Below are 20,017 nucleotides of genomic sequence, written 5' to 3' on the forward strand. Positions count from 1 at the left end.
CGCTCACATTAGTCGCCCACCCGCCGCCAGGCGACGATCGTGACAAATCCAGCACCACAGAAGCGACATATCGCCTCATTCACTACCTCTTCGGTACGCGGGACGCCCACCGGGACCCGTCAACGCACCGCAAAGACTCGGCCACAGTCACATTTAAGACAGTTATCAAACAGAAGTGGCCACAAGGAATCCCCAAACACGCCGTCAATTCTCCTATAGTTGCCGTGACTTGATCAGGAACAGTCAGCTCCAGTTACGGCCCTTTCCGCACACCCACCCGGAAACGCCCGGATTGTCCCTGCCTGGATCGTTCCCGTCCCCCTAACCGTCCGCCCCGAGGACTCCGATTGCGCCCTTCAATCCGGCCAACCGCACTCGCCCTGCTGATCTCGGCAGCCGTCACCGGTGCCCTGTCCCTGTGGGCGGTCGCCTCGGCGCCCGGCTCGGTACGGACCCCGCTGGCGTGGGGGGCGGGCGCCGCCGCCGTCCTGCTGTGCCTGGCGGTGACCGTCACGGCCCACACGCTCGTCACCGCGCGCGCCCTGCGCGCCCTGCGGGCCTCGGAGGCCGAGCGCTTCACCGCGGAGACCTCCCGGCTGGTCTCCACGTCCGCCGCCGAGGCCCAGCGCTACACCGCCGAGACCGCCCGCATCAGGGCGGCCGCCTCCGCCGAGACCGCGCGGGCCACCGCCGAGGCCGCCGAGCACCTCGCCCGGGTGACCACCGAGACCCAGGAGCGGCTCGACCGGCTGACCGCCGAGAACGCCCGGCTCGCCGAACGCGCCCGGCGCAGCGAGACCGAGCGCGCCGCCGCCGTCGCCGCCTGTGCCAACGCGGCCGGCCGTATGCAGGCCCTGGCCACCAGCATGCTGGCCGACCTGCGCGAGATGGAGCACCGGCACACCGCCGAGGACGTCCTGGGCGACCTGCTCCACCTGGACCACCGCACCGCCCAGGCGGGCCGGCTCGCCGACTCCATCGCGGTGCTGACCGGGGCGCGCTCCGGGCGCCGCTGGGCCAAGCCGATCGTCATGGAGTCGATCCTGCGCGGGGCGATGGGCCGCATCGGTGGCTACCAGCGCATCCGCCTGCACTCCACCAGCGACGTGGCGATCGCCGGCCACGCCGCCGAGGGTGTGATGCACGCGCTGGCCGAGCTCCTCGACAACGCCGCCAACTTCTCGCCGCCCACCGCCGAGGTGCACGTGTACGTCGAGGAGGTGCCGGCGGGCGTCGTCATCACCGTCGAGGACAGCGGGCTGGTGATGAGCGATGTGCAGCTGCGCCGCGCCGAGCGCGCCGTGTCGGCGCACCACCAGGACCTCACCGGTCTCTCCGGCACCCGGCTCGGCCTCGCCGTGGTCGGCCGGCTGGCCCGCAAGCACGGTCTGACGGTGTCCTTCCGCCCCTCCGCGCGCGGTGGCACGGGTGCGCTGATGATGCTGCCCCAGGACCTGATCTCCCGGACCGTCGTCCCGGCCACCGCCCCGGCCGTGGCCGCCGCCTCCGCGGCACGCCCCGAGCCGGAACCGGACCACGCGACGGCCTTTGCCGGGGACGCCCCCGCCGCCCCGGACGCGGCCTCCCCCGCCGCCCCGGCACCGGGCTCTCCCGAGCCCGCCTCCACCGGCCGGAACTCCTCCGAGTCCACCGGATCCGTCCCCCAGTTCGGTGAGAGCGGCCTCCCCAGGCGCCGCCGCGGCCGCACCCTGGCCGCCGCCGAAGCCCGCAACGGCAATGCCACCCCCGGCGGAGCCGACTCCCCCCGGCCCCGTACCACCGACCCGAAGGTGCAGGCAGCACGCTTCAGCACCTTCAGCCAGGCGGTCCGGGCCAGTTCCCCGCACCCGGAAGGCAACACCCCATGACCGCGACCACCGACGAGAAGCTCAACTGGCTGCTGGAGGGCCTGCTGGACCGCACGCCCGGTGCCCGGCACGCCCTGGTCCTGTCCCGGGACGGCCTGAAGCTCTGCCGTACCCCCGAACTCTCCGTCGACCAGGCCGACCAGCTCGCCGCGATCTCCGCGGGCATCCAGAGCCTCTCGCACGGCGCGTCCATGGAGTTCGGTGACGGCACCGGCGGCGTGCGGTCGGCGATGGCCGAGTTCTACGGCGGGGTGCTCTTCATCGTCGAGGCGGGCGCGGGCGCCCATCTCGCGGTCGTCGCCGCGGAGGACTCCGACGTCGGCCTGGTCGGCCACAACATGAGCGAGCTCGTCGAGCAGCTCGGGGAGTACCTCGTGGCTCCGCCGCGCACCCCGGCCGAGGGCGCGGCCCTGGCCGCGGAGACCGTATGACGCCGCCGCGGCCCCGCCCCGGACGCGACGACGACCCGGACCGGCTGTACACCCTCACGGGGGGCCGCAGCCGGTCGGACTCGGCGGCGTTCGACCTGGTGACGCTCATCGTCTCCGAGTGCGATCCGACGCCCGGGATGCAGTCGGAGCACGCCGCGATCCTGCGGATGTGCGAACACCCCACCGCGGTCGTCGAGATCTCGGCCACGCTGAACCTGCCCGTCAGCATCGTCCGCATCATGCTCTGCGACCTGCTGGACACCGGCCGGATCAGCGCCCGCCACCCCCGTACTGCCCGTGTCGCGGACCGCCTCCCCGACACCGACACCCTGGAACAGGTGCTCGTTGGACTCCGCAACCTCTGACCGTGCCGCCCTGCGGGCCACGGCCGACAACGGACTGAAGATCGTCGTGGTCGGCGGCTTCGGTGTCGGCAAGACCACCATGGTCCGATCCGTGAGCGAGATCCGTCCGCTCAACACGGAGGAGACCATGACCCGCGCGGGCGAGGCCGTCGACGACCTCGACGGGGTGGACTCCAAGACGTCCACCACGGTCGCCTTCGACTTCGGCCGCATCACCCTCGACGAGCGGTCGGTCCTCTACCTCTTCGGCGCCCCCGGCCAGGAACGCTTCTGGTTCCTGTGGGACCGCCTCTTCTCCGGGACCCTGGGAGCCGTCGTCCTCGTCGACACCCGGCGCCTGGCCGACTCCTGGTACGCCATCGACCGGCTGGAGCACCACGGGACGCCGTTCATCGTGGCGTGCAACGACTTCGGCGGCCCGCTCCACACCGAGCAGCAGATCCGTGAGGCGCTCGACCTCTCCCCCGACGTCCCGCTCGTCGAGTGCGACGCCCGGGACCGCTCCTCCAGCAAGTACGTGCTGATCACACTGGTCGAGTACCTGTACACGCTGTCCACCGCCCGCGCCGGGGGCGACAGCGCCGACGCGGACGGCGGCCGGTCCCTGGCCGCCCTGACCCCGGAGCACAGCCCGTGACCCAGTGCCCGCACGCGGCCGCGGCAGCCGGCTCCGGTGCCGTGGACCTCTCCAGCCCCCGCTTCCAGGCCGACCCCGTCGAGCTGTACCGGTCGATCCGGCGCGACCACGGGGCGGTGGCGCCGATCGTCCTGCCCGGGGACATCCCCGCCTGGCTCGTCATCGGCTACCGGGAACTGCACCAGCTCACCAGCGACCCGGTGCTCTTCAGCCGCGACTCGCACCTGTGGAACCAGTGGCCCCGCATCCCCGAGGACTGGCCGCTGAAGCCGATGATCAGCGACGACCAGCCGTCGATCCTCTACACCGTCGGCGAACGGCACAGCCGCCGCTCGGGCATGATCAGCTCCGCCCTGGAGGCCGAGGACCCCTTCGGCCTCAAGGAGCACACCGAGATCTTCGCCGACGAACTCATCGACGCCTTCTGCACGGCCGGGACCACCGACATCATCGCCTCGTACGCGATGATGCTGCCCGTCCGGGTGCTGGCGAAGCTCTTCGGGTTCGGCGACGACAAGGGCCCCGCCCTCGTCACCGCGATGAACGACATGATCAACGGAGGCCCGGACGCCCTCGCGGGCCAGCGCCACATCGGCGCCTCCGTGTACCAGCTGGTGGCCGCGCGGAGCGCCGACCCCGGCGACGACGTGGCGAGCCGCATGCTCGCGGACACCTCCGGCTTCACGGACGAGGAGGTCGCCCGCGACCTCATGGTCATGATGGCCGCCGGGCACCAGCCGACGGCCGACTGGATCGGCAACTCGCTGCGCCTCATGCTCACCGACGACCGGTTCGCCGCCTCGCTCTCGGGCGGCCGGCACAGCGTCGCCGAGGCCATGAACGAGGTCCTCTGGGAGGACACCCCCTCCCAGAACATCGCCGGGCGCTGGGCCACCCGCGACACCCACCTCGGCGGCTGCCACATCAAGGCCGGCGACCTGCTCGTCCTCAGCCTGGCCGGGGCCAACTCCGACCCGCAGGTACGCACGGACGGCTCGGTCCTCACCGGCGGCAACAACGCCTTCCTCTCCTTCGGGCACGGCGACCACCGCTGCCCCTTCCCGGCGCAGGAGATCGCCGAGACCGTCGCCCGTACGGCGATCGAGGTCCTCCTCGACCGGCTGCCGGACATCGATCTCGCCGTCCCCGCCGAACAGCTGACCCGGCGCCCCTCCCCGTGGCTGCGCGGCCTGACGGACCTGCCGGTGCGCTTCACTCCCACCCCCGCCCTTGGAGGCCAGAGATGACCGCGACCACCGCAGAACCGACCGGCGCCGCCGGACGGGAACGCATCGCCCTGGACCCGTTCGTCGGGGACCTCGCGGGGGAGAGCGCCCGGCTGTACGCGGCGGGCCCGCTCGCCGAGGTCGAACTGCCGGGCGGCATCCCGGTCTACGCGATCACCCACTACGCCGAGGCCAAGGCGGCGCTCACCGACACCCGCCTGGTGAAGGACATCAACGTCTGGAACGCCTGGCAGCGCGGTGAGATCCCCCTGGACTGGCCGCTGATCGGCCTGGTCAACCCGGGCCGCACCATGCTCACCGCGGACGGCGCCGAGCACCGCCGGCTGCGCGGACTGGTCGCCCAGGCCCTGACCGCGCGCCGGGTGGAACGCCTGCGCGCGGGCATCGAGGCCCGCACGAAGGTGCTGCTGGACCGCCTCGCCGAGCGTCCGGCGGGCGAAGTGGTCGACCTCAAGGCCGAGTTCGCCTACCCGCTGCCGATGAACGTGATCAGCGAGCTGATGGGCGTCGACTCCGCCGACCTGCCCGAGATGAAGCGCCTCTTCGACAAGTTCTTCTCCAACCAGACCCCGCCGGCCGAGGTCCCGAAGACGATGGCGGGGATCCACACCCTGTTCTCGCGGATCCTCGACGAGAAGAAGCAGTCGCCCGCCGACGACCTCACCTGGGCCCTGCTCAACGCGTCCGAGGGCGGTGACCACCTCACCGACGACGAGATCCTCAACACCCTGAAGGTGATCATCGCGGCCGGCCACGAGACCACGATCAGCCTGATCGTGAACACCGTGGTGGCCCTGGAGTCCCACCCCGAGCAGCGCCGGGCGGTCCTGTCCGGCGAGGTCGGCTGGGACAGCGCGGTCGAGGAGACGCTGCGCTGGTCCGCGCCGACGTCGCACATCCTCATCCGGTTCGCCACCGAGGACATCCAGGTCGGCGACCGGGTCCTGCCGAAGGGCGAGGGCACCATGATCTCCTTCGGCGCGATCAGCCGCGACGAGGAGCAGTGGGGCCCCACGGCCACCGCGTTCGACGTCACGCGCTCGCCCAACCGGCACATCTCCTTCGGTCACGGCCCGCACGTCTGCCCGGGTGCCGCCCTGTCCCGGCTGGAGGCCGCGGTCGCCCTGCCCGCGCTGTACGAGCGGTTCCCGGACCTGGCCCTGGCCGTCGCCCCCTCCGAGCTGCGGAACAAGCCGATCGTGACCCAGAACGACCTGTACGAGCTCCCCGTCACCCTGGGCTGACCGGCCGGGTCCGGGGGCGCCGGTGGTGCCCCCGTCACCCGGGCGTCCACGCACCGGAGCGCGCGTCTCATCCGACGGACACGGTTCCCGGACCGTGTGCCGGAGGGACTACGCTCCGGTGCGTGGCCGATATCCAGATTCCCGCTGACATCAAGCCCGCCGACGGACGTTTCGGCGCCGGACCCTCCAAGGTGCGGACGGAGGCGCTCGACGCGCTGGCCGCCACGGGCACCTCCCTCCTCGGTACGTCCCACCGCCAGGCCCCGGTCAAGAACCTGGTCGGCGAGGTACGCGACGGTGTGCGCAGCCTCTTCTCCCTCCCCGAGGGCTACGAGGTGATCCTGGGCAACGGCGGCTCCACCGCCTTCTGGGACGTCGCGACCCACGGTCTGATCGAGAACAGGTCCCAGCACCTGAACTTCGGTGAGTTCTCGTCCAAGTTCGCGAAGGCCGCCAAGCTGGCCCCGTGGCTGGCCGACCCGACCGTGATCGCCTCCGACCCGGGCACCCACCCGGACCCGGCGGCCGAGGCGGGCGTCGACGTCTACGCCCTCACCCACAACGAGACCTCCACCGGTGTCGCCGCCCCCGTCAAGCGGGTCGCGGGCGCCGACGAGGGCGCGCTCGTCCTGGTGGACGCCACCTCCGGCGCGGGCGGCCTGCCGGTCGACATCACCGAGACCGACGTCTACTACTTCGCCCCGCAGAAGTCCTTCGCCTCCGACGGCGGCCTGTGGATCGGCGTGTTCTCCCCGGCGGCCCTGGAACGCGCCGCGCGCGTCCACGCGTCGGGCCGGCACGTCCCGGAGTTCTTCTCGCTGCCGACGGCGATCGACAACTCCCTGAAGAACCAGACGTACAACACCCCGGCGCTGGCCACCCTCTTCCTGCTCAACGAGCAGCTGAAGTGGATGAACGCCCAGGGCGGCCTGGACTTCACCACCGGCCGCACCGCCGCCTCCTCCCAGGCGCTGTACGGCTGGGCCGAGGAGTCCAAGTACGCCACCCCGTTCGTCACCGACCCGGCGAAGCGCTCGCAGGTCATCGGCACGATCGACTTCGAGGACGGCATCGACGCGGCGGCGGTCGCCAAGGTGCTCCGCGCCAACGGCATCGTCGACACGGAGCCCTACCGCAAGCTGGGCCGCAACCAGCTGCGCGTGGCGATGTTCCCGGCGATCGACCCGGCGGACGTCCAGGCCCTGACGGCCTGCGTCGACTACGTGATCGACAAGCTGTAGCCCGTACGCCCTTCCGTACGCGCCGTACGGCATCCGAAGCGGCCCCGCACACCCCTGTGTGCGGGGCCGCTCCCGTGTCACCCGCCGGGGTGATCTTCACGGCTGCGGACGGTCCGGGGTGCCGCGTCCCACGATGATGTCCTCGACACCAGCCATCCCAGGAGGCCCGCAATGTCTGCAGCAGCAGTCGAGCACCCCTGTGACGATGGGCCGGAACCTCTGCTCGTGACGGCCGGCAGCCTCACCGAGCGGCTTCCGGGTTATCGCGTCGAGATCATCGGAGGCGTCATCACCGTGGCCCCACCCCAGGACGGCCCGCACGCCGACGCACTGACCACACTCATGATCCCCTTCCTGGCCGCAGGGCTCCATGGCAAGGAGACCAGGATCCTCCAGGGCGTCGGCCTGTGGCTGCCCGGCGGACCCGAGGACTTCGCGATCCCCGACTTCTCGGTGGTCGACGCCGACTACAGCACGCACCTGGTCGAGTACAGCTGCTACGACCCGGCCGTCTTCCGCCTCGTGCTGGAGGTGACCTCCAGCAACTACAGGAACGACCTGCGCAACAAGGCCGCCGCGTACGCCGAGGCCAAGGTGCCCGTCTACGTGATCGTCGACCGCAGGCACGGGCGGGTGCACGTCCTCACCGAGCCCACCGGCTGCGGCTACGACAGCCACGAGGTCCACTCCCCCGGGCAGACCGTCACCCTGCCCGGGTCCGTCGGCGCCGAGGTGACGCTGGACGTGGCGGAGCTGGTGGAGGCCGGACGCCCCCGGGGGTGACACGGTGCCCGTTCGGTGTCACCCGGCGGCCGGTTTGCGGGCCATCAGGTACGCCTGCGGGGTCTTCTCGGGGAAGGGTCCTTCGCCGTCCCGCTCCCGCAGGAGCGTGGCCCGCAGCTCCAGCCCGGCCCCGGTCAGCAGGGCCGCCAGCGCTTCGGGGCGGCGGCGATGGAAGTCCAGCGAGACCCGGTGGCCGCCGGCCTCGGTCAGGTGCAGCGCCTCCTCACCCACCTGGAAGCCCAGCAGGAGGTGGCCGCCCGGGGTGAGCACCCGGAGGAACTCCGCGAACACCTCCGGGAGCCGCTCGTCCGGGACGTGGATGACCGAGTACCAGGCCAGCAGCCCGCCGAGCGCGTCGTCCGGGAGGTCCAGGGCGAGCATCGAGCCCTCTTCGAACCGCAGGTGGGGGTAGCGGCTTCGGGCCTGTGCCAGCATCCCGGGCGAGAGGTCGATGCCGAACACGTCGGCACCCAGCCCGTGCAGGTACGCCGTCACCCGGCCCGTGCCGCAGCCGACGTCGGCGACCGGGCGTCCGCCGCCGTCCGACGCGGCGAGTTCGGCGAAGGCCGCGAGCACATGCCGTTCGAGCGGCTTGGCGTTCAACTCGTCCTGGAAGAGCTCGGCGTAGAAGCCGGCGAAGGCGTCGTACGAAGTCCGGGTGGTGTGCAGGAAGTCAGGTTCGGTCACGGTCGGGCAGCTTAAGGGACAGCCCTTGGCCGGGAACGGGCCTGCTCACAGCCCGTTCCCGTTTCCGCATCCACGCACCTCGTCCTCCCGCCGCGTGCCGGACGGGTGCAGGACGTACCGCACCTCGCCGTCCTGCCGCACCTCCGTGGGAGCCAGCCCCGCCGCGGCGGCGACCGCGGCGGACGCCGCGTGATCCGGGTGGATGTGGGCGACCACGGTCCGGATCCCGTACCGGTCCGCCAGGTGTCCGGCCAGTCCGGCCGCGGCCTCCTTGGCGTACCCCCGGCCCTGCCACTCCGTCCCCAGCACCCAGGCCACCTCGGCCCGGGGACCCCGCACGGTCGCCTGGACGTAACCCGCCAGACGGCCGTCCTCACGGATCCGCAGCACCCAGTTCCACCACCGTTCGGCGGGGTCGGACGGGCCGGCGCACTGCCGCTCGTACCGGGCGCGCAGGGACACCGCGTCCTCGGGGGCGCCTCCCGTGTACGCGTACAGAGCGGGGCCGGCGAGCACGCCCGCCATCTCGTCGGCGTGCGCGGGATCCAGCGGTACGGCGTCGAGGCGGCGGGTGGCGAAGGGCGCGGGCCGGTGGGGTGCGGACCGGTGGGCCTGAGGCCGGTGGGTCTGAGGTCGGTGGGGTGCCGTCATGATCTGCGGACCTTACACCGGGGCCAGGGCAGGAGAACACGAAATAAAACCATGACAAATATGCCCATACACACCTTTCATGCACCATGGGAGATATGGAGACGATCCGTGAGCTGGAGCCGTTCGTGAAGCAGTACACCGTCCTGCTCAGCAGCCGCAGGCCGGACGGATCGGCCGCCCGTACGCCCGTGAGCATCGCCGTCGAGGGCGACCACGCCTATATCCGTACGTTCTCCTCGGCCTGGAAGGTCGACCGGATGCGCAACCACCCGGTCGTGGAGATCGCTCCGTGTACCGTGCGAGGCGCCCCGACCGGCCCGCCGGTGAAGGCATGGGCGCGGCTGCTGCCGCCGGGGTCGAAGGAGAACACCCACGCCTCCCGGGCGCTGTCGCGGAAGTACCCCGCGCTCCAGGGCGTGGCCGTCCCCCTCACCCACCGCCTGAAGCGCGACCGCACCCTGCACTACGAGCTGCGGCCGATCGGCACGGAGGACTGACCGGCGCGGAGGACCGACGGCGCGGAGGACCGACGGCACGGAGGACCGACGGCACGGAGGGCCGGCCCGCGCATAGGGCCGTGACCGGCACGGAGGGCCGGGAGACGCCCGGCGCCGGGCCCGTCCGCCCGGTTCACCCCCCGTCGCCGCGCCTGCGCCGCTTGAGGCCGAAGACGGCCAGCAGGACGACGCCGAGCAGCACCGCGCCCCCGGTCACGGTGCCCTTCTCCGCCCCGCCGCCGTCGCCCGCCGTACCCCGCTCCCCGTCCTTCGAGGCGCCCCCGGCCCGGCCCTCGCCGTCCCCGCCTCCGTTGCCGTCCGCGGCGGTGGCTTCCACCCGTACGACATCGCTCCGCTTCCCCTCGGAGCCGAACATCATCGCCGTGCCGTCCGCCGTGTAGGTCACCGACTCGGACTGCCCCTGGAGCGGGGCGCTCACCGCGTGGTCCGCGCCCAGCCTGCCGTCCGCGAACTCGTACCCCCGGGCGCTGAAGTACGAGCGCAGCACCAGGTGTTCACCGTCGGGCGAGAAGGCCCCGTCCGTCACCCACGGCACCTCCCCCACCCGTGTGAAGACGTTGGCGCCGCCCGTGGACAGCTTCGCCGGGCCTTCGTAGAGTCCGCCGCCGTCCTCGTTCTTCGACGCGATGTAGACCCGGCCCGTCTTCGGGTGGACCATCAGCGCCTCGGCGTTGCGGGCGCCGTCGGCGTACTTCACGTCGAACTGGGTGGCCTGGACGGTGGCGTCCGCGAGCCGCTCCGGCTCGGGGAAGCGGTAGATCCAGACGTGGTCCCAGGAGCCGTCGAGGTTGTCGCCGATGTCCCCGACGTACAGGTTCCCGTCCGGGCCGAGCGAGATCGCCTCCACGTCACGCGGTGCGCCGACCCCGCGCATGGTGATCGTCGCGACGGTCTTCCCCGTCCGCGAGTCGACGGCGAACACGTACGGGCCGTCGTCGCTGTCGTTGTGCGTCCAGTAGACGCCCGGGTGGATGCGGCTGGCCGCGAGGCCGCTGGACTCGGTGATCCGGGGGTCCTCGATCGTGAAGCTCCGGTCCGCCGCGTCACCGTCGTCCGCCACGGCGGGGGTGGCCGCCCCCGCGCAGGACAACAGCAGGGCGGCGACGGCGGAAACGGTGCGCGGCGATCTCATGACACAAGTGTCCACTGTCACGTACCGGCGCGTAGCGGGGATCCGCCATGATGTGGCCATGCGTTTTCTCTTCGTCGGCGACTCCATGACCATAGGCAGGGCCGGCGACTTCACCTGGCGCTACCGCATGTGGCAGCACCTCGGAGCGACCCTCGGTGACGGCGCCTACACGATCACCGGTCCGCGCACCGGGCTGTACGACACCGAGGCCGCGGCCCCGCTCTCCGACGCGTACGCCGACCCGTCCTTCCCCGCGAACGCCCGCCGGCACCTGGCCGGCTGGGGCGAGGGCTGGATGCACATGGCGCCGGTCATCGCCGACACCGTCGCGGCGGCCCGCGCGGACGTCCTGCTGGTCTCGCTGGGCCTGATCGACCTCGGTTTCTACACCGACAGCGGGCAGACCGCCCAGAACGCACGGGCGTTCATCACCGCCGCCCGCACGGCGAACCCGCACGTCAGGATGGTCCTGCTCCCCGTCATCCCGAACATACGGGCAGAGTCCGACGCCCCCTTCGCGGCTGAGTGCGAGCGCTTCAACGCGCTGCTCGGCCAGGCGGTCACCGACCTCTCCACCCCGGCCTCCCCGCTCGTCCTCACCGGCCGCCCCGAGGGCTACGACATCCACACGGACACCTACGACGGGACCCACCCCGGCCCTTCCGGCGAGCACCGGCTGGCCGGCGCCTTCGCGGACGCGATGCACCGGGCCTGGTCCCTCGGCGGCCCGTACGCCCCCGCCACCGCCCCCGCTCCCGCCCTGGCCGCCGCCTCCTGAGCCCGGACGGGGCAGGGCCCCGGAACCGGAGCGGGCGGGCGGAACGTCACCGCAGGGAACGGGTCAGGCGAGAAGGACCGGGCGGACGATGAGGCAGACGGCGGGCACGGGCGACGGGGCGGCCCCGGACAGCGACAGCGGCAACAGCGGCAGCGGCGACCACAGCGGTGCGTCCGGTGGCCGTCGAGGGGGCCGGTGGTCCCGGGGGCGGGTGCCGGCGGGGCTGTCCGTGGTGGTGGCGCTGCTCCTCGCCCTCCACCGGTTCGTCCCCAACACCCCGGGCCGCGTGGGCAGTCTGCTCGAAACCTTCCTGCCGTGGCTGGGGCTGGCGGTCCCGCTGCTGCTCGTCCTGGCCGCCGTACGCCGTTCGTACACCGCGCTGGCCGCGTCCCTGGCTCCGGCCGTCGTCTGGCTCGTCCTCTTCGGCGGGCTGCTGCCCCCGGGCGGGCCCGGCGAGGGCGGCCACGACCTCACCGCTCTCCAGCACAACGTCAGCGACGTGAACCCCGACCCCCAGGGCACCGCGGCCCGGCTCCTGGACGCCGGGGCCGACATCATCGCCCTGGAGGAGCTTTCCCCCGCCGTCCTCCCGGCGTTCCGGAGCACCCTGGCGGCCGACTACCCGCACCACGCCGCACAGGGCACGGTGGGCCTCTGGTCGAAGTTCCCCCTGTCCGGCGTGCGCAAGGTCGACATCAAGCCGGAGGCGGTCGGGGAGGGCTGGGACCGCGGCCTGCGGGCGACCGCGCACACCCCCCGGGGCGAGATAGCCGTCTACGTCGCCCACCTGCCGTCCATCCGGCTGGGCGTGGGCGGGCTGAAGTCCGAGTGGCGGGACGAGAGTTCCGTCCTGCTCGGCGAGGCAATCGCCGCCGAACCCCTCGACCGGGTGATCCTGCTCGGCGACCTCAACAGCACCCTGGACGACCGGGGCCTGCGCCCGGTCACCACCCGGATGAGCACCCCCGACACGGACTTCGCCTTCAGCTGGCCCGCGAAGCTCCCCGTGGCCCGGATCGACCAGATCCTGACCCGCTCGGCCCGGGTCACCTCCCTCTGGACGCTCCCGGCGACGGACAGCGACCACCTTCCGGTCGCGGCCCGCATCAGGTTCTGAGACGGCCGGCCCTGTGGTCCCGGTCCGCTTCTCCCGGCCTCCCGGGCATGCGAGACATACGATGTCCGGCATGCGCAGATGAGTGAACGGCGCACCAAGGCGCATACAATAGAATGCTTTTGACCTGTTTCATCCCTTTAATTCGATTGACATCGAGGAAGGGATGTCGGATGTTCGGCCGAGACCCACCGATGCGCCACAGGACCGGGGAGACGGCACGCAGATGGTTTCCGGAGGCATGGACCCGAAGCCGGGACGCGGGAGGCACCCGGCTCCCGGGAAGAGCGTCTCGGAGCAGTTCCACACCGCGGGGCGGATCAAGGACCTGGGGAAGTCGGTGCAGTTCAGCTGGCCCGGGGTGTATTTCGAGGGTCGCTTCCGCGGAACCGGCCTCGGGGTGGTGCTCGACTGCGCGGCCGCCGACTACGACGTCCAGGTCGACGGGGCCACCGTCGCCACCCTGGTCACACCCGGCGACACCACGCACTGGATCAACGGCCTGCGGGACGGCGAGCACACGGTCCGGGTCGTCAAGCGCAATGAGACCCCGGGGGACACCAGCACGTTCAAAGGCTTCGTCGCCGCGCCCGGGGGCGCCGTACTGGGCAAACCGGCCCCCCGGGACCGCCAGATCGAGTTCATCGGGGACTCCATCACGGTGGGATACGGAAATGTCTCGGGCACCCGCGACTGTGATCCGGAGCAGGTCAGGCGGAACACCCACACCGACGTGAGCCACGGCGCCCTCACCGCCCGGATGCTGGACGCCGATTACCAGATCAACGGCTTCTCCGGCCTCGGCATGGTGCGCAACGTCGCCGGTATCACCCCGGACGTCACCTACCGGACCTACTACGACCGCGCCCTGCTGAACGTGGACGGCGACGTCTGGCGGAACCCGGGGACGTGGCGCCCCCAGATCGTGGTGGTCAACCTCGGCGCCAACGACTTCTCCGACCTCACCCCCGGTGAACCGTGGACGCCCGACAGCCTCGCGGCCGCCTACCGCACCGCCTACGGCGAGTTCCTCCAGGAGCTGCGGGCCCGCTACGGTGACGGCACCGCCCTCGTGGCCGTCGGTTTCGACAGGAACACCGAGTACGTGCGGCAGGTGGTCGAGGCACGCAACGCCGCCGGCGACAACGGGGTCCACTACTGGTTCCTCGATCAGTCGGGCCTGGACTTCCTCGGATGCGACCAGCACACCTCGGCTCACGACGACCGGGTGATAGCCGGCCGGCTCGCCCCGTTCCTCAGCGGTCTGCCGACAGGATGGTGAGGGGCACGACCGCCCGCGGGCCGGGCCGGGGACCGCTGCCCCCGGCGTCGGGTCCGGCCGCAGGCCGAGGGGCTGGTCCCGTAGCCGTACCGATCGCCGCCGCCGGCGTCCCGGGTCCTGTTGTAGGGCGTGTGCCGTTCGGAACATACAGTGAGCCGATGACGGTCAACGGGGTGGGAGCAGCGACGCGGGCCGGTGTCGAGGGGGTACGGAACTTCCGGGACGCCGGCGGACCGGGGGCATTGCCGCCCGGCGTCCTCTACCGGTCCGGCACGCTGCACGCGATGTCGGCGAAGGGGGCACATGAGCTGGAGAGCCTCGGGGTGCGTACGGTCATCGACCTGCGCAGCCGCCCCGAGGTCACCGAGCGGCCGGATTCCCTGCACGGGACGGCGATCAGGTGCCTGCACGTCCCGGTCTTCACCGAACAGCGGTGGCCACGGGAGCAGATGGAGCTCTACCCGTCGATGGCCGAGCGTTCCGGACGTGCGGTGCTGGCGGTACTACGACACCTGCGTACCGAGGACAAGGGGCCGGTGCTCGTCCACTGTGCGTCGGGGAAGGACAGGACCGGCGTCGTGATCGCCCTCGTGCAGACGCTGTTCGGGGCGTCCGAGGCGGAGGTGGCCGCGGACTTCGTGCGTTCCAACGCCGAGCTGGGTCTGCCCGTCGCGCGGCCGTCGGGCCCACGGGGGCACAACACCCTGCCGGTCGCGGCGGAACACCTGCGCCGCGCGCTCCTGTGGGTCCGCAGCCACCACGGCTCCGTGCCCGCCTACCTCCGGACCCAGGGCGCCACGGAGGAAGACCTCTCCGTACTGCCCGGGAGAGCGTCAGCGATCCGTCCGCCTGCCGCTCCCGCATGACCCCCACCGCTCGTCGGAGAGACACGCTCCAGGCCGTTTCGCGCGGGCCGCGCCCTGCCGCACGCCGGGTACGTGGCGGTGCGGAGATCCCGCGTCCCCGGGCCGGCCGCCGGGGCTGGCTAAGGTGGCCGCCATGAGCGATCCCCCTGGGCCTCAGGCCGTACCGCCGGTGCTCCTCGCCGCAGGGGTCGGTGACTGGTCGCCCGTCACCGCAGGCGAGTCGGGAGCGGCTGTCTTCCGCAGCGCGGACGCCACCCGGTATGCCAAGTGCGTGTCCGCTGCGGACGCGGCCGGTCTGGAGGCCGAGCGCGACCGGGTCGCCTGGCTGAACGATCAGGGTGTGCCCGGTCCCCGCGTGCTCGACTGGCGTTCCGGTGACGCCGGCGCATGCCTGATGACCAGCGCCGTCCTTGGCATACCCGCTGACCAGGTGCCCGCCGAGGACCTGTGGGCCGCCTGGGGGCCCATCGCGGACGCGGTGCGCCGGCTGCACGGCATCCCCATGCCGCGGTGCCCGTTCCGCCGGGACCTGGACGCCATGGTCGCCCTGGCGCGCGACGTCGTCGCCCGCGACGCCGTCAACCCGGAGTTCCTCCCCGTCGAGCAGGAGCACACGCCCGCTCCGGAGCTGCTGGACCGCCTCACCCGGCAGGTCCCACGGCGGCGGGAGCAGGAGGCCGCCGACACGGTCGTCTGCCACGGGGACCTGTGCCTGCCCAACATCATCCTCGATCCGCGGACCCTGGACGTGTCGGGCTTCATCGACCTGGGCCGCCTCGGCCTGGCCGACCGCTACGCGGACCTGGCGCTCCTGCTCGCCAACGCACGGGAGACATGGCCGGACGAGGAACGGGGACGGGCCGCGGACACGGCGTTCGCCGAGGGGTACGGAATCACCCTGGACCACGACCGCCTCCGGTTCTACCTCCATCTCGACCCGCTCACCTGGGGCTGACCGAACGCGCGGGGACCGCCGGGCGGACCGGGGGAAAACGCCGGCGGCGCGACCCGGCCACCCAGGCGGCCCCGAATGGTCCCGGGCGGTCCCGGATAGGTCCCGGGCGGTCTCAGCCGGTCCCGCGCGGTCCGCCGCCCGTGGCGACAAGCGCGGATACGTCTCCCCCGGACGAAGGGCCGTTCACGCGAGCCCTCCGGTGCCGGGGGCCACGGCCGGGTCGTGGAGCAGTCGCAGTACGCGCCGCAGGTCGGGGCGCTTGCCGGTTCCCGCACGGCTGACGGTGAAGACGGACCGGGAGACGGGGTGGAGCAACGGGTGGAGGCTGAGGGACTCGGTGGTGTCGGGTAGTGCCATGCGGGGGATGAGGGCGGTGCCCGCCCCTGCGGCGACCAGGGCCGTCAGCACGCTGAAGTCACTGCTACGGGTCCTGATGTCCGGGACGAAACCGGCTGCGCCGCAGGCCCGTTGGATCATCTCGTAGCAGGAGGTCTCCGGTCCCGGGGTGAGCCAGGGCAGATCTGCCGTCCGGGACAGGTCCACCGGCTGTCCGGGCTGAAGACCCAGTTCGCCGGCCTGGCGGGGGTGCAGGGCGAGCAGCACCGGTTCCTCCATGAGGAGGGTCTGTTCGTAGGCGGCGGAGAAGCTGCGTGGCAGCACGGTGTAGCTGTGGACCAGGGCGAGGTCGGTGGATCGCTTGTGCAGTTCGTCGAGGGCTCTGTCGGGTTCCTGCACGGACAGGCGCAGCGACAGCTCCGGGTCGGGGCCGGTCTCGGCCAGCCGCTGCCAGAGGGGTGCGACGAGGGTGCGGGCGGCGGAGGCGAAGGCGGTGATCCGCACGATGCCGCGCCGGCCGCTCTGCAGGGCTGCCAGGCCGGACTCGGCTGCCGCGAGTTCCGCGAGGATGATCTCGGCATGAGCCACCAGCAGCTCACCGGCCGCGGTCAGCCGCAGTGTGCGCCCCTGCTTCTCCACCACCGGCGTACCGGCCTCCTTCTGGAGGGCGGCGAGGTGCTGGGAGACCGCCGGCGGAGTCAGGTGGAGGGCCTCCGCGGTGGCCGCGACGGTCCCGTACGCGGCGAGGTGCTGGAGGATGCGCAGACGGCGTACATCGAGCACGGCTTACTCCTTGGTCGGTCCGGGGCTGCCGGGGACGGTTTCCGCGATGCGGTGCGGACCGCGGCGGGCGTTCCCTCCGTGTACGGTCGCGGGCCGGCCGCCCGTAGGCCGGCCGGGGGCGCCTCCTCGCTCTCCGCGGTGGCGCCGTGCCGGGCTCCGCCCGTTGATCATGATCACTCCCGCGACGCCAACCGCCCCGCCCGCCAGCTCGATGAGGTGAGGCACCTCGCCCAGCCAGGCGAAGGAGATGACCAGGGTCATCGGCGGGACCAGGTACAGGGAGGCGGTGGAGGTGGCGAGCGGCAGCCGGGCGACGGCATACGCCCAGATGACGAAGCCGAGCGCGGAGGGAAGCAGGCCCAGGTAGAACGCGCAGGCCAAGGCGTCGGCCGGTGCCCGCAGGGTCGCGTGCCAGGTGGCGGGGGCCAGCGGCAGAGCGAAGACCATGCCGGCGACCATCGCGTAGGTGGCGACCTCCAGGCCGGTGTAGTGACGCAGCAGGGGCTTGGTGGCGACGTGGTACACCCCTTGGACCACGGCGGCGGCCAGGACGATGAGGGCGGAGACGGTGAACCCGCCGGTGCCCTTGGCCATGCTGACGACGGCCGCGCCGGCGAGCGCGACGACGGTGCCGAGGACGATGTGGCGGCTCACCCGCTCCTTGAGGAACAGGCTTCCCAGCAGCACGCTGAAGGCGGGGACGATCGCGATCAACAGACTCGCCGTACCGGCCGCCACGTTCACCTCGCCCCAGTTGAGCAGGAGCTGGTAGGCGGTGATGCCGGTCACCCCGCACAAGGCGATCATGGGCAGGTCGCGGGGCCGTGGCACACGGACCTTCGCGAACGGCGCCACCAGCAGCAGGGCGACGGCAGCGACCGCGATCCGCAGGAACGACAGGGCCTGCACCCCCAGACCGTCGACCCCGACCCGGATGGCGGGAAAGGCCGAGGCCCACAGGACCACGGTGCCGGTCAGGGCGAGGAAGCGGGAGGAGACGAGGTGTGGCTGCATACGGTCCAGCATCCCCACCTGGGACGAAAAGTTCCATTTAGTCTTTTCGCCTTAAACGGTTAGCTGTACTTATCTGTAGGGAAGTGGCAGCCGAGCACTTCGCACAGGCCGGAGACCGGGGCGAGCAGCCCGATTCCCAGCCCGGCCCGGCCCCGGGTCCGCTCCCCCGCCGCAGCGGATGACCACACGTCCCGCCGAGGTGCCGCCGACAGCCCAGGACATACACCCCGCCACCCGCTCACCCGTCCTTCGGCGCGATGCCCATCATCTCCATTCCCAGCCGGGTCAGTTCGGCCGAGACCTCGTCGGCGCGGGCGCGGCGCGGGCGGCGACTGTGATGGGCCATCAGTTCGTGTACGGAGGCCACCATCACCATCACCACCACCCGGTTGTCCCGCTCCTCGGCCTCCCCGCGCACCGCCGCGCGCTCGGCTTCCCCGGTGAGGAAGTCCGCCCACAGCTCACGCCACCGCCGGCAGTGTTCATCGACCGCGTGACTGACACCCAGCACCTCGACGAACGTCACACGCGCCTCGCGGAGGTCGTTGGTCACCGCGTACACGTAGGCGTCGAAGAGCCGACGGAAGCGCTGTTCCACGGGGCAGTCGTCCATGCCCTCCGAGAGCAGCGCCTGCTCCGCGGCCCGCAGGCCCTTGGTCGTCACCTGGTTGTGCAGGGTCAGCAGGATGCCCTCGCGGGAGCCGAACTCCTCCCACAGGACCTCCTCCGGCACTCCGGCCGCCTCGCACAGCGCCTGTTCCGACGTCTGCGCGTAGCCGTAGACCCCGAAGAGCTCCAGCCCCGCTTCCAGCAGGGCTTCACGGGCTCGCGTACGCGCCCTGTCCACCGTGCCGGTCACCTGGTCCACCGAGACATCCACGACGATCCTCCTTCGTCTGCCACATCTCCGTCCGTTCGCGGCGTCTGCTGAGCGGTGTCGCGAGCGTGGGCGAGGGGTGGGACACCACCTCGCGCCTCCGTCATTGTGAGCACCCGGCGACTCCCGAATCCGCCACGCCGCGCCGCCGCTCCGGCCCGAACTCCTGTGTCACGGGGGAGTCCGGTTCGGGCCCGTTGACAGCCGCGAATTGTTCGCGCCAGGGCCTCGGCCCGGCCTGTTCCTCCGCCAAGGCCCGCTGCCGCAGCCAGTGTTCGTACGCGGCTTCCCGTCGCCACCCGCCGCACATGTCCTCGTCCCCGGCCGGACGGAACAGGTGCTCGTCACCCGGACCGGCACAGGGGACCAGCGCGGCCACCCCGGTCCTCCCCTCCGGCATTCGGGGCCGGGACGCCTCCGGCTCCTCCGGCATCTCGTGTACGAGGCGGTACCGCAGGAACCCCGGGGCGTACCGCACCCCGTCCTTCGGGAGCGCACTGCTCAGCGCCTTGCGCAGCTGGGCGGGCGTGATGCCCCGCAGCAGCCAGGCAGCCGCCGGACCGGCCAGGGCGCGGGCGTCCTTCGCACCGAGGCGCAGCTCCTGGCACACATGCCGCAGCGACAGCAACACCCGTTCCGCCTCGGCGACTTCCGGTGACTGCGCGGCCCCGTCCGGCGCCTGTGCCTCTACGGGCGCGGTCACGGACCCGGGCGCGGCTTCTTCGGCGGCCTCTTCGGCGGGTGGGCGGGGAGAGTTCTTCTCCCGTTCTTCTTCCACCGGTAGTTGACCACCAGCCACCCGGCCCCTCGGCCGACCGACCGTCGGAGCCTGCGCACTCGGAGCGGGTGACGGTTCGCACGCGCGTGCGCCCTGGAGCGCGACAGCTTCCTGCGGGGTGAGCGGGACGTTCGACAGCAGCTGTGTCGTCGTCCAGTGGCCGCGTGACCCCTGTACCTGCTTCTCGCGCAAGAAGCCGTTCATGACCAGCAGTTCCTTGGCCTTCTGGTACGCCCGGCCGGTGATCCCCACCTCCCGGGCGTATTCGCCGAGCGGGCCGTCGGCCCGATCCTCGGGGAGCCCCTGCACATGCAGCAGGAGGATCTTCGCGTCACTCGTCAGGCGCGGGTGGCGCGTGACATCGTGCGAAGCCTTCGTGTAGCGCCGGGAGGGCGCGATAACATGCCGAAGCATTCCTGGTGGAATCCGA

21 protein-coding genes are annotated in these 20,017 nt (G+C 72.0%); 14 read left to right on the forward strand and 7 right to left on the reverse strand.

The genetic code is table 11. The features are described from left to right. The first annotated feature begins 347 nt into the window (after window positions 1-347). From CP967_RS14280 to CP967_RS14315, 8 genes are all read left to right on the forward strand, one after another. Window positions 348-1,868 carry a sensor histidine kinase gene (locus CP967_RS14280; RefSeq protein WP_150488353.1) on the forward strand — a complete coding sequence of 507 codons (1,521 nt, stop codon included), beginning with the start codon at window positions 348-350 and terminating at the stop codon, window positions 1,866-1,868. After that, window positions 1,865-2,299: a roadblock/LC7 domain-containing protein gene (locus CP967_RS14285; RefSeq protein WP_150488354.1), complete on the forward strand. Its 435-nt coding sequence runs from the start codon at window positions 1,865-1,867 to the stop codon at window positions 2,297-2,299. Before CP967_RS14280 ends, CP967_RS14285 begins: the two co-directional genes overlap by 4 nt. Further along, window positions 2,296-2,664 (forward strand): DUF742 domain-containing protein, encoded by a 369-nt coding sequence (locus CP967_RS14290; RefSeq protein WP_150488355.1) that lies wholly within the window; start codon window positions 2,296-2,298, stop codon window positions 2,662-2,664. Before CP967_RS14285 ends, CP967_RS14290 begins: the two co-directional genes overlap by 4 nt. Beyond that, window positions 2,645-3,301, forward strand: a complete 657-nt coding sequence (locus CP967_RS14295) for a GTP-binding protein (RefSeq protein WP_150488356.1) — start codon at window positions 2,645-2,647, stop codon at window positions 3,299-3,301. The genes CP967_RS14290 and CP967_RS14295 overlap by 20 nt, the downstream gene beginning before the upstream one ends. Next, on the forward strand, window positions 3,298-4,548 hold the full coding sequence (locus CP967_RS14300) for a cytochrome P450 (protein ID WP_150488357.1): 1,251 nt from the start codon (window positions 3,298-3,300) through the stop codon (window positions 4,546-4,548). Before CP967_RS14295 ends, CP967_RS14300 begins: the two co-directional genes overlap by 4 nt. Beyond that, window positions 4,545-5,792 (forward strand): cytochrome P450 family protein, encoded by a 1,248-nt coding sequence (locus CP967_RS14305; protein WP_150488358.1) that lies wholly within the window; start codon window positions 4,545-4,547, stop codon window positions 5,790-5,792. Before CP967_RS14300 ends, CP967_RS14305 begins: the two co-directional genes overlap by 4 nt. A gap of 122 nt (window positions 5,793-5,914) precedes the next feature. Next, the gene (serC, locus tag CP967_RS14310; protein ID WP_150488359.1) at window positions 5,915-7,033 is read left to right on the forward strand and encodes a phosphoserine transaminase; all 1,119 of its coding nucleotides are present in this window, start codon (window positions 5,915-5,917) and stop codon (window positions 7,031-7,033) included. A 171-nt stretch (window positions 7,034-7,204) separates the two neighbouring features. Further along, on the forward strand, window positions 7,205-7,816 hold the full coding sequence (locus CP967_RS14315) for a Uma2 family endonuclease (RefSeq protein WP_150488360.1): 612 nt from the start codon (window positions 7,205-7,207) through the stop codon (window positions 7,814-7,816). A gap of 18 nt (window positions 7,817-7,834) precedes the next feature. Here CP967_RS14315 and CP967_RS14320 read toward each other — a convergent pair whose 3' ends face one another. Together CP967_RS14320 and CP967_RS14325 are read right to left on the reverse strand one after the other, a co-directional pair. Beyond that, complete coding sequence (locus CP967_RS14320; RefSeq protein ID WP_150488361.1) at window positions 7,835-8,503, reverse strand: class I SAM-dependent DNA methyltransferase; 669 nt, start codon at window positions 8,501-8,503, stop codon at window positions 7,835-7,837. Window positions 8,504-8,548: 45 nt separating this feature from the next. Next, the gene (locus CP967_RS14325; protein ID WP_150488362.1) at window positions 8,549-9,154 is read right to left on the reverse strand and encodes a GNAT family N-acetyltransferase; all 606 of its coding nucleotides are present in this window, start codon (window positions 9,152-9,154) and stop codon (window positions 8,549-8,551) included. Window positions 9,155-9,249: 95 nt separating this feature from the next. Here CP967_RS14325 and CP967_RS14330 point away from each other — a divergent pair, with 95 nt between their 5' ends. Further along, entirely contained in the window at window positions 9,250-9,651 is a 402-nt protein-coding gene (locus CP967_RS14330; protein WP_150488363.1) for a PPOX class F420-dependent oxidoreductase, read from the forward strand. A gap of 133 nt (window positions 9,652-9,784) precedes the next feature. Here CP967_RS14330 and CP967_RS14335 read toward each other — a convergent pair whose 3' ends face one another. Continuing rightward, window positions 9,785-10,804: an SdiA-regulated/phytase-like domain-containing protein gene (locus tag CP967_RS14335; RefSeq protein WP_150488364.1), complete on the reverse strand. Its 1,020-nt coding sequence runs from the start codon at window positions 10,802-10,804 to the stop codon at window positions 9,785-9,787. A gap of 58 nt (window positions 10,805-10,862) precedes the next feature. Here CP967_RS14335 and CP967_RS14340 point away from each other — a divergent pair, with 58 nt between their 5' ends. The 5 genes from CP967_RS14340 to CP967_RS14360 all read left to right on the forward strand — a co-directional run bounded on the left by CP967_RS14340 (window position 10,863) and on the right by CP967_RS14360 (window position 15,799). Beyond that, window positions 10,863-11,582, forward strand: coding sequence for a GDSL-type esterase/lipase family protein (locus CP967_RS14340; RefSeq protein ID WP_150488365.1), 720 nt, complete (start codon window positions 10,863-10,865; stop codon window positions 11,580-11,582). 88 nt (window positions 11,583-11,670) lie between these two features. Further along, entirely contained in the window at window positions 11,671-12,699 is a 1,029-nt protein-coding gene (locus CP967_RS14345; protein WP_150488366.1) for an endonuclease/exonuclease/phosphatase family protein, read from the forward strand. A 238-nt stretch (window positions 12,700-12,937) separates the two neighbouring features. Continuing rightward, window positions 12,938-13,978: an SGNH/GDSL hydrolase family protein gene (locus CP967_RS14350; protein WP_229888543.1), complete on the forward strand. Its 1,041-nt coding sequence runs from the start codon at window positions 12,938-12,940 to the stop codon at window positions 13,976-13,978. A gap of 158 nt (window positions 13,979-14,136) precedes the next feature. Further along, entirely contained in the window at window positions 14,137-14,844 is a 708-nt protein-coding gene (locus CP967_RS14355; RefSeq protein ID WP_150488368.1) for a tyrosine-protein phosphatase, read from the forward strand. Between the two features lie 133 nt (window positions 14,845-14,977). Beyond that, window positions 14,978-15,799 carry an APH(3'') family aminoglycoside O-phosphotransferase gene (locus tag CP967_RS14360; protein ID WP_150488369.1) on the forward strand — a complete coding sequence of 274 codons (822 nt, stop codon included), beginning with the start codon at window positions 14,978-14,980 and terminating at the stop codon, window positions 15,797-15,799. 183 nt (window positions 15,800-15,982) lie between these two features. On the opposite strand, the gene CP967_RS14365 is transcribed toward CP967_RS14360, so the two are convergent. From CP967_RS14365 to CP967_RS14380, 4 genes are all read right to left on the reverse strand, one after another. Further along, window positions 15,983-16,918 carry a LysR family transcriptional regulator gene (locus tag CP967_RS14365; RefSeq protein WP_150488370.1) on the reverse strand — a complete coding sequence of 312 codons (936 nt, stop codon included), beginning with the start codon at window positions 16,916-16,918 and terminating at the stop codon, window positions 15,983-15,985. Between the two features lie 3 nt (window positions 16,919-16,921). Next, window positions 16,922-17,932, reverse strand: a complete 1,011-nt coding sequence (locus CP967_RS14370) for a DMT family transporter (protein ID WP_150488371.1) — start codon at window positions 17,930-17,932, stop codon at window positions 16,922-16,924. A 238-nt stretch (window positions 17,933-18,170) separates the two neighbouring features. Then, on the reverse strand, window positions 18,171-18,812 hold the full coding sequence (locus CP967_RS14375; RefSeq protein ID WP_150488372.1) for a TetR/AcrR family transcriptional regulator: 642 nt from the start codon (window positions 18,810-18,812) through the stop codon (window positions 18,171-18,173). A 100-nt stretch (window positions 18,813-18,912) separates the two neighbouring features. Further along, a complete protein-coding gene (locus CP967_RS14380; RefSeq protein WP_229888542.1) occupies window positions 18,913-20,001 on the reverse strand; it encodes a hypothetical protein in 1,089 nt (362 codons plus the stop codon). Window positions 20,002-20,017: the final 16 nt, after the last annotated feature.

The organism is Streptomyces nitrosporeus (genome assembly GCF_008704555.1).
In the GTDB taxonomy this organism is placed as follows: Bacteria; Actinomycetota; Actinomycetes; order Streptomycetales; family Streptomycetaceae; genus Streptomyces; species Streptomyces nitrosporeus.